Here is a 13,241-nt window from a genome sequence, read left to right on the forward strand (position 1 = left end):
TGTTTCGGTCAAACGCCTTTCGTTATGGAAACTTTGAACCCCTGGTCTTCAAGGGTTTTTCTCCGCACTTCCGCATCTTCAAGTGAATTGAAAAGGCCCAGCAAAATCATTCCGCTGTGTGGTCCCTGATCCATAGTGAGCGGATCAGTGACACCTGCAGCCCGAAGGCGACTGGTCAATTCACTGGTTTTCTGGTGCGAGTCAGCCTGCTTCGTGGTTAACAGGTAATAAACGGTTTGCGGATCGCCTTGTTCGACACCCTGCCGTTGCTCTGATTCCTGCCCAGGTTCCGTGTCTGACGCCATGTTCTGCAAAAATTTGACCGTGCATTTCAACCCGGCCGGAATCCTGTAATGCGGGTTTTGCAGCTCTAACCGAACGCCAAATGTATTACTGGCCGTGTCGCCGATTCGGTCTATGATGGACACCATTGCATGCAGCTGCTCATTGACCAGTGTTTCGGGCACGACCTTCGCCAGCATATTCAGCTCGATGTCACGGAAGTACTCCATGGGTACAATGGCCTCAACCACCAGGGGATTCAGCTGCGCCATGCGAAGAATTGCATCTTCCTCCACATGCTCGCCAGACTGTTTCAACGTATCAATGACAAAACCGTCAAAAGGCGCCCTGATGGTTTTCTGCCCGAGCTGCTCCCTGGCGCGCTGCAATTCCAGCTCGCGCACCCTCGCCAGCTCCCGTGCCTGCACCAACCGCTGCTGAGAAAGACTAAATTCCCGCTCGACCTCATCAACATCTTCAACCGCGATCACCTGTTTCTGCGAAAGCGACCGGGACCGCTTTATCCGGCTGGTATCAAAAGCCAAATTGATTTTGCTCAGCTCAATCTCGGAGAGGATGTCTGCCCGATACTGCGCCAGCTCGAAATTGGCACGCTCTACATCTGCATTCATCTGCGCAACAGCCTGCCCCTTTCGAACCTGCTCGCTGCGTTGAACCAGCACTTGTTCAACCACTCCAGAAACGGGACTTGAAACATCGGCAACCTGACTCGGATTAATGACACAATCGACTGCGGGGACTGGACTGTGGACAGCGTTATCCGCGTAAACCGCGCTGGGTTGCAGCAGGCAAATAATGGCAAAGAGAGCTGAGTTTGTGTTCCAAGAATGGGGCTTTAAACTACTAGCCATGTTGGAAGTTCCGGTTTCGCAAAGGGTCGAAGGAATGAGTCTAGATGAAGGGACTTCTCTCAGCTATAGACATGCAACAAAACGCTACATTTAGACTGGCTCATGTAACCAAAGGTGCTGCAGATAACGGACCAACTGACGACCCAGGGATTCTTCGCCATGAACAAAACGCGCGTGTACTCGCTGTCCTGGAAATATACCCTGTTGTCGCTGGGGCAATTCCAGTTCAACCTGATAGACACTGGTTAACGCCTGCAGGCCTGATTCATCTCTCGCGTCGACTGCCGTCGCACCGCCGGCGCTACTGCCCAAGTACTTGCTGGGAAGACGATTGCTCAGCAGGGGTATCTCCCGGGACATGCTAGCGGGCAGTACATCTCGCGGCTGTCCTATCAGACGAATACTGATGTCCTGACTATCCCGCCTGATCTGTTCTATTTTCGTTTGAGGAATCACAAGTCGGGCAGTCAAGCGATCACGATCCAGACTGTATCCCACCAAGTCTCCGCGCTTGATGAAGCGTCCCGGCAAATCCTGTGATTTTGGTAGTACCAACAGGCCTGCCTGATGACTGACAATGGAGAGACCGGAAATCTGATCGTCAATATCTCTTAGCTCTTCTTCCAGACTGACAATCCGTTTTTTTAGAATCTCTGACTGCGATCGATCCCGGGAGAGAGCACCGTTTAGCTTGCCACGCAATTCGTCAATCTGAGACTGAACCACCACGCGCCGGGATTCCAACTCTATATTGGACAACGTGAGGATTTCATCACCGGCTTGAACGGCACTTCCATCTTCCCGGTGCATCTCTTGCACGATGCCCGAACTTGCAGCCCGGATCGCGGCATCTTCCGGTATATTAACGAGCCCTTGCGCATAAGTGGAATCTGGCACAGGTACGGACATCACTATGCCAACGATCGCTACCAGAACCATGCTGACCAGGGCAAAGCGTAATTGACGGCCCGCTCGCTGCGCCGCTTTATACAACCCAACCGTATTTTTGATTGCAGGGTAAACGATTTGCGAGAGAACCGCCCAAAGCGCCAGCGCCATACCCAGTACAAAAAACTTGCCAGATACCCAGAGCGCGATGAATAGTGAAATAAAAACCCGGTAGACCGCGGACGCGATTCCGTAAACGAATAGCCACTTTGCCTCACCGACTGCTGTGACCGGCGACCTGACATCAGGGATACCGACCAAAAAACGCTTAAACAAGTAACCCACATACTGCTGACTGCGGCTCGCAAGGTTCGGTATCTGAATCCACTCACTGAAGACGTAATAACCATCAAAGCGCAACAGCGGATTGGCATTGAATAACAGGGTCGAAACGCCACCGATGATCATGATGCCGAACGCAATATCACGGCCAATGCCGGCAGCACCATGCAACCACCAGATAAGCGCAACCGAGGCAAGAAAGGTCTCCACCAAAATGCCCGCAGCACTGACAAGTATTCGCTTCCGCCGACTGGCGAAGCGGTTAGACGCGGAGCTATCTACATAGGGGACAGGAAAAAACACCAGCAACATGATGCCCATGTCGTGGACGACTCCCCCCCAGCGCTTGGTGGCCAGCGCATGCGCCATTTCGTGCAGCGCTTTCACAACTGGATAGAGCAGCCAGAAATAGAGGAGATAAACCGGATCATTGAAACGCGCTGCGCCATAGTCAACCAGCTCCCCCCAATGCATCCAGCTTGTCACCAGCGCGTACAGCACAACAAACAGCCATAGCCATATGAACACGCGACTCCGAATCCAGCCGAGGTAAGGCATCACTCTGGAAAGAAAGCGATCAGGGTCGATCAGGCGAACACGAATGGCAAAAGGCCGGGAGAGCCCCTTTATAAACTGTCCGACTTTTCCGATGACGTTCTTTTGTGCCAAACCGGCAGTCCTGTCGTCATCCTGTAACAAATGAGAGGACTTGAGATTGGCTATCAGCAGAATGATATCGCTTTGGCTCAATGCCGGTGACTGTAATTTTTGCAGGTTGTTATAGATCTCTTCTACGGTAGATTGGCCGTCGAGTCTGCGAATAAAAGCGTCTGCGTCAGAGCTGCTTCGAAAGTATCGCTCCGAGTTCTGATCAGCCAGTATGAGCCAGGGTTGCCCCCGATATTCATGGCAATAGCTGACGACGCCATCATGCAGTTGCAGGCGCAGGCTTGCCACCTTGTCCCAGGTTTCACCGATAGAGTAGCTGACCCGGTTTTGCTCTAAGGAAGCCATTTCCACAGCCAAAGCACCACTGCATTATACAGTTCGTGAAAGTAGATCCAGGCAAGCGACCGCTCGCCAACTTCAATTTTGGCCACTCCCTGCATACCCGGGCGCAACGCCGGATACTGCTGGTCCAGAATGGCCTCCACTCGGTAGACAATCGAGTTCGCTCTGTCCTCGAATACGGGCGACACTTTGCTAACCGCAAAGCCGAGTTCCTTCCCAGGTAACGCCTGAAGATTGACGTGACCAACCGCCCCCGACCTTACCTCGGCAATGTTTTGCTCTTCCACATATATAACCAATCGATAGGAATCCAGTGGCGCCACTTCGAACAACACATCGCCGAGCTCGACCGGCGCGCCCAGTGACCGACTCAAATCACCGGCAATAATATAGCCATCCATGGAGGCGCGGATTGCAGACCTTTCCAGTTTGCGCTCGACCAGGTTCAATTCGGCGTTTACCTGGCTGATCTGAGATTTGTATATATAGGCCTGGGCCATATCGCGCTGCCCCAAAGCCTGTCGGTATTGTCGATTGTATTCATCTTTTTTGGATTCAAACTGCAGGCGAGACAACTGGAGTTCATGGTCATCCATTTTCGCCAGAATTTCGCCAGCAGCCACCGTCTCTCCTGCTCTTTTGGGTGCCGAGTTTACGTACCCATCAAACGGCGCAACCACTGCACGCTGCACACTTCCCTCAAGGGTTGCCTGTGCACTGATCCGATAATCCCCTTTAAGAAATGACACCGCCAATATTGCAAGCAGAGCGCACATCAACGCGATTGTTGCTGGTGCAGCCAGGCGGCGCTTCCGTTTGCCCTCCCCTCTCGTATCACCCATCAGTAACTGATCGGAGGTGTCTGCGTCTTCAGGCTCATGCCGGAGTAGCAACTCGAGCCACTTTTCTCCCCACTTTAATAGCTGGAGGACCACCCGCTGCTGCTCGGGCTTTATTCTGACCTGGACAGCAACAGCAACACTTCTCCCTGCAGCTACTCTCAGAGGCGTCGCGAGAATGTGATCAAGTCCGTTCGAATCCAGCTTTTTTACGATCAAACGATTTTGCAAACTGGCCTGGCGGGCTAGCCTCACGAGCTCTTCCGGCGCTGCCTCCTCACTCGGCCACTGCACTGACTGGGGAATTTCCTGCTCGACATCAACAAGCAGCACCGCCCGCTTCGCGCCCCGCATCATTTTGCAGGTCAGATCAAGCCAGGCGGACAGAATTTCCTTCTCAAGCATGCTTTACCGCAACTCTTGGTGTATCGAGGCACTTCATTTTCGGGTTCTTTTCCACTTTTGACAGTACGCAGAGCCTGACAGCATTTCGTCTTCTCATTTAATCTCGACGTTTTAAATGGTCCGACAAATCCTGATCCAGAACGGCAACTCTACGTTGCATCGTGAGATTAAGAAACAAATCACTGACGTGGCACATTTTGGCAGTGTACTACTGTTACCGCCACAGAAACTCACTTTCACTCCGGACACAGCATGCTGCTAATAGCAATACCTTCGAAAAATCTCCGAAGTCATGCTGGGCACACAGCTTTTCTTTGGCGGGGGCTCCTTCACCCCAATTCCGATGCTGTTGAGCGGTCCGGAACGGAACGTTATCATTGCTGAATAACCTTAAGCGAGACACGGTCTTATGAGCACACCTTCCCCCTACGACAACCTACCCGATGCACAGGGCTTTTTTGGTAAATTCGGCGGGCAGTTTGTGCCGCCGGAAATGAAGCAGGTAATGGATGAAATCAGCGCCGCCTATCAGGAAATCCGCCAGCGCAAGGATTTCCAGGATGAGCTGGACTACTTGCTGGCAGACTATGTGGGTCGCCCAAGCCCGATCTTTTACGCACGGCGGTTATCTGAAAAACTTGGCGGTGCACGCATCTATCTGAAGCGTGAAGATCTGAATCACACAGGCGCTCACAAGATCAACCACTGCCTCGGCGAAGCCTTGCTGGCGAAGTTTATGGGTAAAACCAAGGTGATTGCCGAGACTGGCGCGGGCCAGCACGGTGTTGCTCTGGCAACTGCTTGCGCACTGGTAGGCATTCCCTGCGAAATTCATATGGGCACGGTGGATATTGCCAAAGAGCACCCGAACGTGACCAAAATGAAGATTCTGGGTGCTACTTTGATACCGGTGACTCGCGGGACAGCGACCCTGAAGGACGCCGTCGACAGTGCCTTTGATGAGTACCTGAAAGATCCCCAGAATTTTATTTACGCCATTGGCTCCGTTGTGGGCCCACACCCATTCCCGGGTATGGTTCGCGATTTCCAGTCGGTTGTTGGTCGTGAAGCTCGCGCGCAATTCATGGAACGCTACAAAAAATTGCCGGATTACGTTGCAGCCTGCGTGGGTGGCGGCTCCAACGCCATGGGCATTTTTACAGCGTTCCTGAATGATGAAAGCGTCAAGCTCGTGGGTGTCGAGCCTGCGGGTGAGGGTCTGGACACTGAGCGGCATGCGGCAACCATGACCAAGGGAAAACCCGGCCAGATACACGGTATGGCCTGTTACGTGCTCGAAGACGATGAAGGCAACCCCATGCCGGTTCACTCCATCGCATCTGGCCTGGACTATCCGGGGAGCGGCCCGCAACACAGTTATCTGAAAGACCTGGGACGGGTGGAGTATGCCAGTGCCAATGACACCGAGTGTCTGGATGCATTCATGATGCTGTCGCGGGTGGAAGGCATCATTCCTGCGCTGGAAAGTGCTCATGCTGTGGCCTGGGCCATACGTGAGGCACCCAAGCTGTCAAAAGAACAGTCTATCCTGGTCAACCTTTCAGGCCGCGGGGATAAAGACGCCGACTACGTGGCGGAAAAACTGGGCCTGTAACCATCTGTTGCAGAAATAAAAAAGGCGAAGCTGGAGCCCGGCTTCGCCTTTTTTATGACTTTTGGCTGGCTAGCGCAGAATCACCAGTGGTTTCTTCGCGGTCGTCAGCATGCTGGTGGTCGTACTGCCCAGTAAAAAGCGGCGAATTTTAGAGTGGCCGTATGCGCCCATCACCAGAATGTCGATATCGAACTCATCCTGATAACTGTGCAATACAGGTTCTACTTCACCACTACGGATAGCCAGCGTAATTTCTGACTCAAGAGGAGCCAGCATAGCCTCGGCTTTGCGCAACTGGGCCATGGCTTCCGAGGTTTCATTGCCCACCATCACCAGATGCATTGGCATGCCTTTGAGTACCGGGCTGGCTGCCAGGTGCTCAACACCACGAAACGCCGTGGCGCTGCCATCAAATGCCAGCATGGCGCTTTTAGGCGTTGAGAATTCATTGGGAACCAGCAGGATCGGACGGCTCATACTGCGGATGACGGTTTCCAACTGGCTGCCGATGTGTTGCTCACCCTCTGAACTGCTTTCGCCGTGCAGCCCCATCACCAGCAGGCGAATATGCTCCTGCATTCCCAGCAGAGATTCCGTCAGATCACCATGGCGCTGGCGTTTTTTGATTTCGCTGACGCCTGCCTCCTGCAACCTGAGTGCGGCTTCTTCCAGCATATGGTTGCCATGCTCCAGAGCAAGCTTTGCCCTTTGGCGATCCAGCTGAGCCAGTTCATCCAGAAGATGTTCCCGGCTCCCCAGGCCAATGTTGCCGGCCAGATCCGGCTCCGCCGGGTAGCGCTCTTCATCAAGTACATGCAGCAAGGTCAGCGGCAGGTTCATATACTTACTGGCCCAGGCAGCGTATTCACATACGGCCGGTGCAGCACGGGAGCCATCAACACAGGCTACAACTTGCAATGTATCCTGCGGGTCAGTTTGGATATTCGCTGTCGTTTCCTGCATATCAATGGCCCATCAGCTGGTCAATGCCTTCCGGCTTGTCGTGCACGCCAAAGCGGTCAACGATAGTGGCGCTGGCCTGGTTCATGCCAATCACTTCCACTTCCGCACCGTCACGACGGAACTTTATAACTACCTTGTCCAGCGCGCCCACGGCGGTTATGTCCCAGAAGTGGGCACGGCTGACGTCTATCACCACTTTATCCACCACTTCGCGAAAATCAAATGCTGCAACGAACTTTTCTGAGGAGCTGAAGAAAACCTGCCCGGTTACCTGGTATGTGCGTGTACCCGATGATTCATCAAGCGTTGTCTGCACCTCCATAAAATGCCCGATCTTGTTAGCGAAGAACAACGCTGCAAGGAGTACGCCGGCGAACACGCCCAACGCCAGGTTGTGGGTTGCGACAACCACGCACACGGTGACCAGCATGACAATGTTGGTAGAAAGCGGATGCGTTTTCAGGTTGCGGATAGACTCCCAGGAGAAGGTGCCAATGGATACCATGATCATCACTGCCACCAGAGCTGCCATGGGAATTTGTACCAGTATGTCGTCCAGTACCACGATCATCACCATCAGGAAAACACCGGCGGTGAGCGTGGAAAGCCGTGTACGCCCCCCGGATTTGATGTTAATAACTGACTGACCAATCATCGCGCATCCCGCCATACCACCAAACAGGCCGGACCCGATGTTGGCAATGCCCTGCCCACGGCATTCGCGGTTACGATCACTTTCGGTATCGGTCAGGTCGTCCACTATTGTGGCTGTCATCATCGACTCCAGCAGACCGACCACGGCCAGCGGAATGGAGTATGGAAGGATAATCATCAGGGTTTCGAGATTCAGCGGCACATCAGGCCAAAGAAAAATAGGCAGCGTGTCGGGTAACTCGCCCATATCGCCCACGGTGCGCACGTCGATATTGAACAGCACAGCAACAATCGTCAGGGCCACGATACAAATCAGCGGCGATGGCAGCACCTTGCCCAACACCGGTACATACGGGAACAGGTAGATAATGCCCAACCCGGCGGCAGTCATGGCGTACACGTGCCAGGTAACATTGGTGAGTTCCGGCAACTGGGCCATGAAGATCAGAATTGCAAGGGCATTCACAAAGCCTGTAACCACCGAGCGTGACACAAACCGCATAAGGCCGCCCAGTTTCAGCCAGCCAGCAACAATCTGAATAACACCGGTTAACAATGTTGCAGCCATCAGATATTCCAGGCCGTGCTCTTTTACCAGAGTAACCATTAGCAGCGCCATGGCACCGGTCGCGGCAGAGATCATGCCGGGGCGACCACCCACAAATGCGATGATGACAGCAATACAAAAAGAGGCGTAGAGCCCTACTTTCGGGTCTACACCGGCAATGATCGAGAAAGCAATCGCTTCCGGAATCAGCGCAAGGGCAACCACAATTCCGGCGAGCAAATCGCCTTTCGTGTTGGAAAACCAGTTGGCTTTCAGTGTATTTACCATAGTTTCGGGTATCCGGGTGGCTGCGCTGTTTAACAAAAATGGCGTTGCCGATGTTTGGATTACGGCAATTTCGGCAAGATAAGGGGCGCGAATTCTACCAAAGTGCGGGTGCCGGCGTAAGGGCGCCTGTCCTCTTCGCATAGCGGACTGGTATTATTGGAGCACTGCTACAGACACACAGGAGTTTCGCCCGTTCATGGACGATGTTGCATCCCAGTTTCTGGCCGCGAACCAGACCACGCTGAATCTCGCTGTCGCACTCATTCTTGGAGCCATCATTGGCCTTGAGCGCGGCTGGGATGCGCGCGAACAAAAATCCGGCGAGCGCATTGCGGGCATCCGTACCTTTTCCCTCATAGGCCTTCTTGGCGGCATTTCTGTTGTTCTGGCACAGGAAATCACAGTATGGGCGTTTCCCGTTCTTCTGTTGAGCGTGGTCGCCATGGCAATCGTGGCCTACAGTGAACGGCTCGATCATATCCGCAATTTCAGCATTACCGGCATGGTCGGCATGGTGCTGACGTTCTGTTTTGGTGCTATTGCTGTTGCCGTAGACCCCGTAATAGCAACTACCGCCGCCGTGATCACCGCGATTATTCTCGATAACAAGGAACAAATTCACGGCTGGGTGAACAAACTTAAAGCCCACGAGCTGGATGCCGGGCTAAAACTCCTTGTAATTTCCGTAGTGATGCTGCCTTTGCTCCCCAACGAACCAATGGGGCCAAGTGGTGTGCTCAACCCTCGGGAAATCTGGTGGATGGTGGTGATGATCGCGTCCATCTCCTTCGTGGGTTACTTTGCCATGCGGTTGGCGGGCACTAAAAAGGGCATTCTCTTTACCAGCCTCTTTGGAGGCCTGAGCTCCTCCACTGCGCTGACCTTGCATTTTGCTCGCCAGGCCAACCTGCACCCAGCGCTGAACGCACAGTTTGCAACCGGCATCCTCATTGCCTGTGGCACTATGTTCCCTCGCATATTGGTGTACTGCTTCGTGATCAACCGCGACCTGCTTCCCAGCCTTGTGTGGCCAGTCGCGATAATGACGACACTGCTTTACGTACCGGCGGTTGTTATTTGGCGCCGAAATTCCGGGGGCAATCAGCTTAACCAGCCAACCCTTGGCCAAAACCCGCTCGACCTGAAATCTGCCCTGGTTTTTGGCGTACTTTTAACCGTTGTATTGCTGCTCGGTGACTTTCTTGAGAACTGGCTTGGAGACATAGGCGTGTACGTGCTGGCAGCCACCTCTGGTATTGCTGATGTGGATGCAATTACGCTTTCCCTCGGCCGCATGTCCAACACGGGTCTTTCGCTGGATACGGCAGTTATGGGTATTGTCATTGCTGCCACAGCCAACAACCTGGTCAAGTCCGGTATGGCCTGGGTTATTGGTAACCGGAAAACGGGGCTTTATGTCGCAGGGCCCATGCTGCTGTCGCTCAGCGCGGGGCTTCTGGTGGCATGGATTCAGTAATCAGATAATCGCTAACGGGCGCTGCGAAAAGTCAGGTTGTAACGACAGGCACCGGTCAGGGGGTGGGCTCCGTGCTTGAGTGTAAGCACTCCATGATAGCGTAACCGTGAAGGCCCTCCCCAGACCACCACGTCGCCGTGGCCCAAGGGAATATTTCGTGGCCGCTCACTCCGTGTCATATCACCGAACTGAAACGTCTGGGGCAGCCCAAGAGAGACCGATACGATCGGCTGCGACAGATCCCGCTCATTTTTATCCTGGTGCAGCCCCATTTTTGCACCTGGCTCATACCGATTGATGAGGCAGGCGTCCGGAGTAAAATCCGGATACCCCGCAGCCAGTGCGGCCGACCGTGCCAACTCGGCAAAAATAGGAGGCATCTCCGGCCAGGGGTCGCCAGAACAGGGGTCCTCCGCCTGATAGCGATACCCGCGCGCATCAGTCACCCAGCCCCAATGTCCACAACAACTCATGGCAACAGACATACTGTGCCCGCCGGGTGTTTTCATGTGTCTTAAAGGGGCGGCAGCCGTGATCTGTCCAATCTCACGCAACAGATCCTCATCTGCGGCCGACGCGAAATGCCTAAGCACAAACGCACCCTCCGCAAGGGCTTCAGTCGTTGTTTCAATGGGCTGGTCGGCAAACAGGTCAGGAGTCATAACCGCTACTTTTAACACGAAAAACCGGCCTTCTAACAGGCACGGGTATAAACAGATGACCAGAATGAAAGCCTGTTCATGAAGATTGACTGAAAAACACGTATATTCTGTGGTCTGATCCATTATCCGGTAAGGACGTTTTGATGCTGTTTGCGATGATCATTGGTGGTCTGATTGGTTATGCCTTTGGCAAGTTCCCCGGTTTCCTGGTGGGCGCAGCTCTCGGTGCATTTTTGCTCAACCGGGCGAAGAGCCGTCTGATCGGTAAACTGCAGAACATTCAATCTGGTTTCATTGAATCTGTATTCGCGGTTATGGGTGCCCTTTGCAAAGCAGATGGCGTTGTTTCAAAAGATGAAATCCAGATGGCAGAAACCATGTTCGTGCGTTTTCGCCTGAATGAAACCCAAAAAGCCGCAGCCAAAGCAGCCTTCAGCCGTGGCAAAGCCGAAGGTTTCGACCTGGATGCAGAACTGGCGCACTTCATGCGCATCAGCGGGCGCCAGCCAGCCTTCCTGCAGATGTTTCTGCAAGTACAGGTTTCAGCGGTCGCGGCGGACGGCGTAGTACATCCGGCTGAGCACGAAATGCTGGTTCGCATTGCCCGCGGCCTCGGCCTGCCGGAGAGCCAGGTTGATCAACTGGAAGCCATGCTGCGCGGTGCCCATGCGGGACAGGCTGGTAGCCAACGCACTAGCGCCCAGCAGAATGATGACGCCTACAAGGTTCTTGGGGTATCCCCCTCTATCAGCGATGCAGAGCTCAAGAAGGTTTATCGTAAACTGATGAGTGATAACCACCCTGACAAACTTGCAGGCCGAGGTCTTCCGGAAAGCATGCGCGAAATGGCGGAAGAGCGCACACAGGAAATCACCCACGCCTACGATGTAATCAAGGAATCCCGGAAAAATAGCGCCTGATGTCGGCCTCTGACTCCCCGAAAATCGCCAACGCGTTTACCGACGATGCCCTGGGCACTGATGACGGCACCGCCCTCGCCGAACGCATCCGTAGCCGCGACGTATCGGTTACTGAGGTCACACAGGCTGCCATCCAGCGATTACGCAAAGTTGAGCCGCTGATTCACAGTATTGTTGCTGAACGTTATGAGCAGGTGCTGGGGGCAGCGGCAAAACTGGACAAAGGCAACAGCCTGACGGAGGCTCCTTTTTTCAGCGGTGTGCCGACCTTTATCAAAGACAACACGAATGTGGCCGGAATGGCCACACGCATGGGTTCAGACGCCGTGCCTGCCGGCCACCCCTTAAAAAAGACCAGCCCTTTCGCACAGCAGATGCTCGCGCAGGGTTTTCTTTGTCTGGGCAAAAGCACCATGCCCGAGTTCGGGTTCAACGCTTCAACCGAATACGCTCATGGTGAACCAAGCCGCAACCCCTGGAACCTTGCTTACTCCGCCGGTGCCTCGTCCGGCGGCTCGGCTGCGTTGGTGGCAAGCGGAGCAATTCCCATTGCCCACGCCAACGATGGGGGCGGCTCCACACGAATTCCTGCAGCCTGTTGCGGATTGGTAGGACTGAAGCCTACCTGCGGGCGCGTTGTCGACAACGACGCCGCTAAATCCCTACCCATCAATATTCTCAGCGACAGCGTGGTTACCCGCTCGGTAAGGGATACCGCGAACTTTATCTACCAGGCAGAGCGATACTTCCGGAACACCAAGTTGCCACACGTTGGCAAGGTGGACGGTGCAACTGAAAAGCGGCTGAGAATTGGCCTGGTTATAGACTCCATCAACGGCCATAAAACTGACGGTATGACCCGTAAAACCGTCGAAGCGACCGCCAGACGACTGGAAGCTCAGGGGCATCACATTGAGCCGGTGCGAGTGCCGGCAAACTCAACATTCCCCGAAGATTTTGCCTTGTATTGGGCCATGCTGGCATTCGGCATCCAACTACATGGACGCAAGCTGACTCATCCGGGTTTTGACAAACGCCGGGTAGATGCTCTTACCCAGGGCCTGGACCGGATGTTCCGGAAAAACTTCTGGCGTATGCCTGCGATTCTGTGGCGCCTACGCCGCGCAAGATTCGATTATGCCAAAGCAATGGCTGGTTTCGACGCCGTCCTTACGCCGGTGCTCGGCCATACCACGCCCAGGCTAGGCCACCTCAGCCCGAACGTGCCTTTCGACACCTTGTTCGACCGGCTGACCCGCTACGCTAACTTCACGCCTCTGGCCAACGTCACCGGCGCACCCGCCATTTCACTTCCCGCAGCCCGGTCACCGGAGAACCTGCCGGTTTCAGTGCAGATTATGGGCCGTCACGGCGAGGACCGCACCCTCCTGGAGATCGCGTTCGGGCTTGAGGCCGATCATCCCTGGCCCTTGATCTGCGAGAAGCGTTAATTCGGCGAACGACTCTGCAAACAAC

General features: G+C 54.3%; 10 protein-coding genes. 4 read left to right on the top strand and 6 right to left on the bottom strand.

Annotated features, from left to right (window positions below; translation table 11 throughout):
- Nucleotides 1–8: 8 nt before the first annotated feature.
- The 3 genes from Q4501_RS02220 to Q4501_RS02230 all read right to left on the bottom strand — a co-directional run bounded on the left by Q4501_RS02220 (nt 9) and on the right by Q4501_RS02230 (nt 4,639).
- The gene (locus Q4501_RS02220; protein WP_303593790.1) at nt 9–1,154 is read right to left on the bottom strand and encodes an efflux RND transporter periplasmic adaptor subunit; all 1,146 of its coding nucleotides are present in this window, start codon (nt 1,152–1,154) and stop codon (nt 9–11) included.
- Between the two features lie 90 nt (nt 1,155–1,244).
- Nucleotides 1,245–3,398: a hypothetical protein gene (locus tag Q4501_RS02225; RefSeq protein ID WP_303593792.1), complete on the bottom strand. Its 2,154-nt coding sequence runs from the start codon at nt 3,396–3,398 to the stop codon at nt 1,245–1,247.
- Nucleotides 3,386–4,639 carry an efflux RND transporter periplasmic adaptor subunit gene (locus Q4501_RS02230; RefSeq protein WP_303593794.1) on the bottom strand — a complete coding sequence of 418 codons (1,254 nt, stop codon included), beginning with the start codon at nt 4,637–4,639 and terminating at the stop codon, nt 3,386–3,388. The genes Q4501_RS02225 and Q4501_RS02230 overlap by 13 nt, the downstream gene beginning before the upstream one ends.
- Before the next feature lie 409 nt (nt 4,640–5,048).
- Between Q4501_RS02230 and trpB the strand changes: the two genes are divergently transcribed.
- The gene (trpB, locus tag Q4501_RS02235) at nt 5,049–6,254 is read left to right on the top strand and encodes a tryptophan synthase subunit beta (protein ID WP_303593796.1); all 1,206 of its coding nucleotides are present in this window, start codon (nt 5,049–5,051) and stop codon (nt 6,252–6,254) included.
- 69 nt (nt 6,255–6,323) lie between these two features.
- On the opposite strand, the gene Q4501_RS02240 is transcribed toward trpB, so the two are convergent.
- Together Q4501_RS02240 and Q4501_RS02245 are read right to left on the bottom strand one after the other, a co-directional pair.
- On the bottom strand, nt 6,324–7,217 hold the full coding sequence (locus Q4501_RS02240; protein WP_303593797.1) for a universal stress protein: 894 nt from the start codon (nt 7,215–7,217) through the stop codon (nt 6,324–6,326).
- Between the two features lies 1 nt (nt 7,218).
- On the bottom strand, nt 7,219–8,706 hold the full coding sequence (locus Q4501_RS02245) for a SulP family inorganic anion transporter (protein ID WP_303593799.1): 1,488 nt from the start codon (nt 8,704–8,706) through the stop codon (nt 7,219–7,221).
- Nucleotides 8,707–8,902: 196 nt separating this feature from the next.
- On the opposite strand from Q4501_RS02245, the gene Q4501_RS02250 reads away from it, so the two are divergent.
- On the top strand, nt 8,903–10,183 hold the full coding sequence (locus Q4501_RS02250; protein ID WP_303593801.1) for an MgtC/SapB family protein: 1,281 nt from the start codon (nt 8,903–8,905) through the stop codon (nt 10,181–10,183).
- An 11-nt stretch (nt 10,184–10,194) separates the two neighbouring features.
- On the opposite strand, the gene alkB is transcribed toward Q4501_RS02250, so the two are convergent.
- The gene (alkB, locus tag Q4501_RS02255; RefSeq protein WP_303593802.1) at nt 10,195–10,845 is read right to left on the bottom strand and encodes a DNA oxidative demethylase AlkB; all 651 of its coding nucleotides are present in this window, start codon (nt 10,843–10,845) and stop codon (nt 10,195–10,197) included.
- A 143-nt stretch (nt 10,846–10,988) separates the two neighbouring features.
- Between alkB and djlA the strand changes: the two genes are divergently transcribed.
- Together djlA and Q4501_RS02265 are read left to right on the top strand one after the other, a co-directional pair.
- Nucleotides 10,989–11,765, top strand: a complete 777-nt coding sequence (gene djlA, locus Q4501_RS02260) for a co-chaperone DjlA (protein ID WP_303593804.1) — start codon at nt 10,989–10,991, stop codon at nt 11,763–11,765.
- Nucleotides 11,765–13,216: an amidase gene (locus Q4501_RS02265; RefSeq protein ID WP_303593806.1), complete on the top strand. Its 1,452-nt coding sequence runs from the start codon at nt 11,765–11,767 to the stop codon at nt 13,214–13,216. Before djlA ends, Q4501_RS02265 begins: the two co-directional genes overlap by 1 nt.
- The last annotated feature ends 25 nt before the right edge of the window (nt 13,217–13,241 follow it).

It is taken from the genome of Marinobacter sp. 2_MG-2023 (genome assembly GCF_030546935.1).
Classification (GTDB): domain Bacteria; phylum Pseudomonadota; class Gammaproteobacteria; order Pseudomonadales; family Oleiphilaceae; genus Marinobacter.

Excerpts from the sequence above, each read along its gene's own strand:
- Q4501_RS02220 (WP_303593790.1), bottom strand. The coding sequence starts at position 1,154 with ATGGCTAGTAGTTTAAAGCCCCATTCTTGGAACACAAACTCAGCTCTC.
- Q4501_RS02225 (WP_303593792.1), bottom strand. The coding sequence starts at position 3,398 with ATGGCTTCCTTAGAGCAAAACCGGGTCAGCTACTCTATCGGTGAAACC.
- Q4501_RS02230 (WP_303593794.1), bottom strand. The coding sequence starts at position 4,639 with ATGCTTGAGAAGGAAATTCTGTCCGCCTGGCTTGATCTGACCTGCAAA.
- trpB (WP_303593796.1), top strand. The coding sequence starts at position 5,049 with ATGAGCACACCTTCCCCCTACGACAACCTACCCGATGCACAGGGCTTT.
- Q4501_RS02240 (WP_303593797.1), bottom strand. The coding sequence starts at position 7,217 with ATGCAGGAAACGACAGCGAATATCCAAACTGACCCGCAGGATACATTG.
- Q4501_RS02245 (WP_303593799.1), bottom strand. The coding sequence starts at position 8,706 with ATGGTAAATACACTGAAAGCCAACTGGTTTTCCAACACGAAAGGCGAT.
- Q4501_RS02250 (WP_303593801.1), top strand. The coding sequence starts at position 8,903 with ATGGACGATGTTGCATCCCAGTTTCTGGCCGCGAACCAGACCACGCTG.
- alkB (WP_303593802.1), bottom strand. The coding sequence starts at position 10,845 with ATGACTCCTGACCTGTTTGCCGACCAGCCCATTGAAACAACGACTGAA.
- djlA (WP_303593804.1), top strand. The coding sequence starts at position 10,989 with ATGCTGTTTGCGATGATCATTGGTGGTCTGATTGGTTATGCCTTTGGC.
- Q4501_RS02265 (WP_303593806.1), top strand. The coding sequence starts at position 11,765 with ATGTCGGCCTCTGACTCCCCGAAAATCGCCAACGCGTTTACCGACGAT.